Source organism: Tenacibaculum sp. TC6 (assembly GCF_050606265.1).
Lineage (GTDB): Bacteria > Bacteroidota > Bacteroidia > Flavobacteriales > Flavobacteriaceae > Polaribacter.
The window spans coordinates 1-1,994 of the sequence record NZ_JBOCUK010000072.1 but is presented as its reverse complement, the minus strand read 5'-3'; the positions used below and the strand labels follow the sequence as shown (position 1 = coordinate 1,994).

The following is a 1,994-nucleotide window of genomic DNA, read 5'->3' as shown; positions in this document are numbered from 1 at the left end:
TTATGATGTAAATTATAAAAGTACTTTGGTTTAAAAAAGTATAAAATTTACTTGTTTTTTACCTCAGTTCTTTGTTAGCAAACGTTATTATTCAGTATTTTCATAAATTATATATTCAGTATTTTCATCACTTTCAAAGTATTTTATAGCTTTTTTCTTGAAGCCATTCATAGTGTAATAATTGAATGACCCGCCAACTAAAGCACCAACACCAAAAGGAATCAGTTTTCCTAAAGCTATTCCACCTCTTTTAGCTCCATATTTAGTAAAAATAGTTGTTCCAACTCTTCTGTTTATCGTTTGTAATACTTTTCCTGAAACATTTCTGTTAAATTGAGCAATAGCAACTTTAGTCGTAATTTTTTCGGTTCCTTTTTTTACAGATTCTATTGCTCCACACCACATGCCTAAAACTCTAATAAACTCTTGGCTAAATTCACTTTCGATATTTTTATCATAAATTAATCCAACACCATAACAAGTGCCAGCCATCCATCTTAACATCAAAGCTAAATCTCCAGAAATTGTAACAGCTTCAATTCCAATTTGAGCTGCTGTTCCAGGTCCAGGAATCGTACTTGGTAAAGCAGAAACAACTCCAATTGATGTGTATTTTTTTCTTAATCTATTTCCAAATTTATGAGCTAATTCTTGGTTGGATTTATTCGGAAAACTTTCTCTTAATTCTCTGACTTCATCTTGTAAACTTTCATACGATGGTGCAACAGCATTAATGACAGTCAATAAGTCAAAATCTTTTAATTTCTCAAGCATTGTTTTCTTGCTCATAGTTTGATTTTAATGTTTACTAACGTTTCGGCTAAGAAATCGTTGCGTTGGTTTTAGCGTTTAATTTATAAAAATACCTAAATTTTGGTTTTGCGATTGATTTTCTTAATGAGAAAATCCGCTAGCAATGTTTTTTAGGTTTTGTTGTGCTTTCGTTTTATGTTTCGAAATAGTTAAAATCTGATTTTACAGTCAAGGCAGAGAATTTTCCATCTGGAAGTCCTTTTGGAATAGCAGACATTTCTGACGACGAAAAAAATAGTTCTAAAATTTTATTTGAATTAAGCCTAAATATTCTAGACCAGCTTGTTTTATTCACTTCTGAGAGTTTGTCAAAATTTTCAAAGAAATACCAATCTTTATCCTTTTTTGAAAATGCTGAGAAATAATATTTATCAGATTTATCTTCATTTAAAGCATAAAACAAAAAGTTAATTGAATAATTTAAAACGTTTAATTCAATGATAGGAAACTCTTTAGTACCATTCCCAATAAAAGGCATAAAATAAATAGTTGTTTCATTTTTTACAACTAGAGATTTATTCTCAAGAAATTGAATATAATCATTTGATTTTTCTAGCGAATTATATTCAAATAAACAATTGCCATCAAAGTCAAATATAACTATCTGTGCATCTCCAAATCTCGAACCAATTTCAAGTCTTGAGTCAGAATAGGACATTATAATCCGTTTTCCAGTCGAAACTATATTTAACGGCGAATCAGCAAAAAATGTTTTTTTTACATTCCCTTTATTATCAATAATCCATGCATTTTTAGACTCTTTATTTTTAAATTCTAGGTCTACTAATAAAAATAAACTATCCGATAAAATACTAATTCTAGGATCTGCGATAATGTAATTATTTTTAAGTTTTATTTGGTCTTCATTCCTGTATATTTCATGGTTCTTATTTATAAAAATGAAATTTTCTTCTGACTTAAAATCAGCAGTAATTATTTCATGCTCTGTTTTGATGTTTGAAATTTTCACGGTTCTTTTTTTAATGAAGCACAACGGTTAGTATATGAAAAGTAGGCGATTTCGAAGCACGAAACTTTCGGTTATGCACAAAATTTGATACGAGCCAAAGCCCTTGATTTCATTGCTTTTTCGCCTATTTTTTATATACATCTTAAGTTAGCAATTGTTTAAATTTAGTAATAAAAACCAGAAAGAAAAAGCGTAGAGTAAGGTTATGATA

Annotated in this window: 2 protein-coding genes; both read right to left on the bottom strand. The window is 28.9% G+C overall.

Going from position 1 to position 1,994, the window contains the following annotated elements; translation table 11 throughout:
- Positions 1-87 precede the first annotated feature (87 nt).
- Positions 88-789, bottom strand: a complete 702-nt coding sequence (locus tag ACQY1Q_RS17325) for a hypothetical protein (RefSeq protein WP_431006586.1) — start codon at positions 787-789, stop codon at positions 88-90.
- A gap of 157 nt (positions 790-946) precedes the next feature.
- Positions 947-1,783 carry a hypothetical protein gene (locus ACQY1Q_RS17320; protein ID WP_431006585.1) on the bottom strand — a complete coding sequence of 279 codons (837 nt, stop codon included), beginning with the start codon at positions 1,781-1,783 and terminating at the stop codon, positions 947-949.
- Positions 1,784-1,994 lie beyond the last annotated feature (211 nt).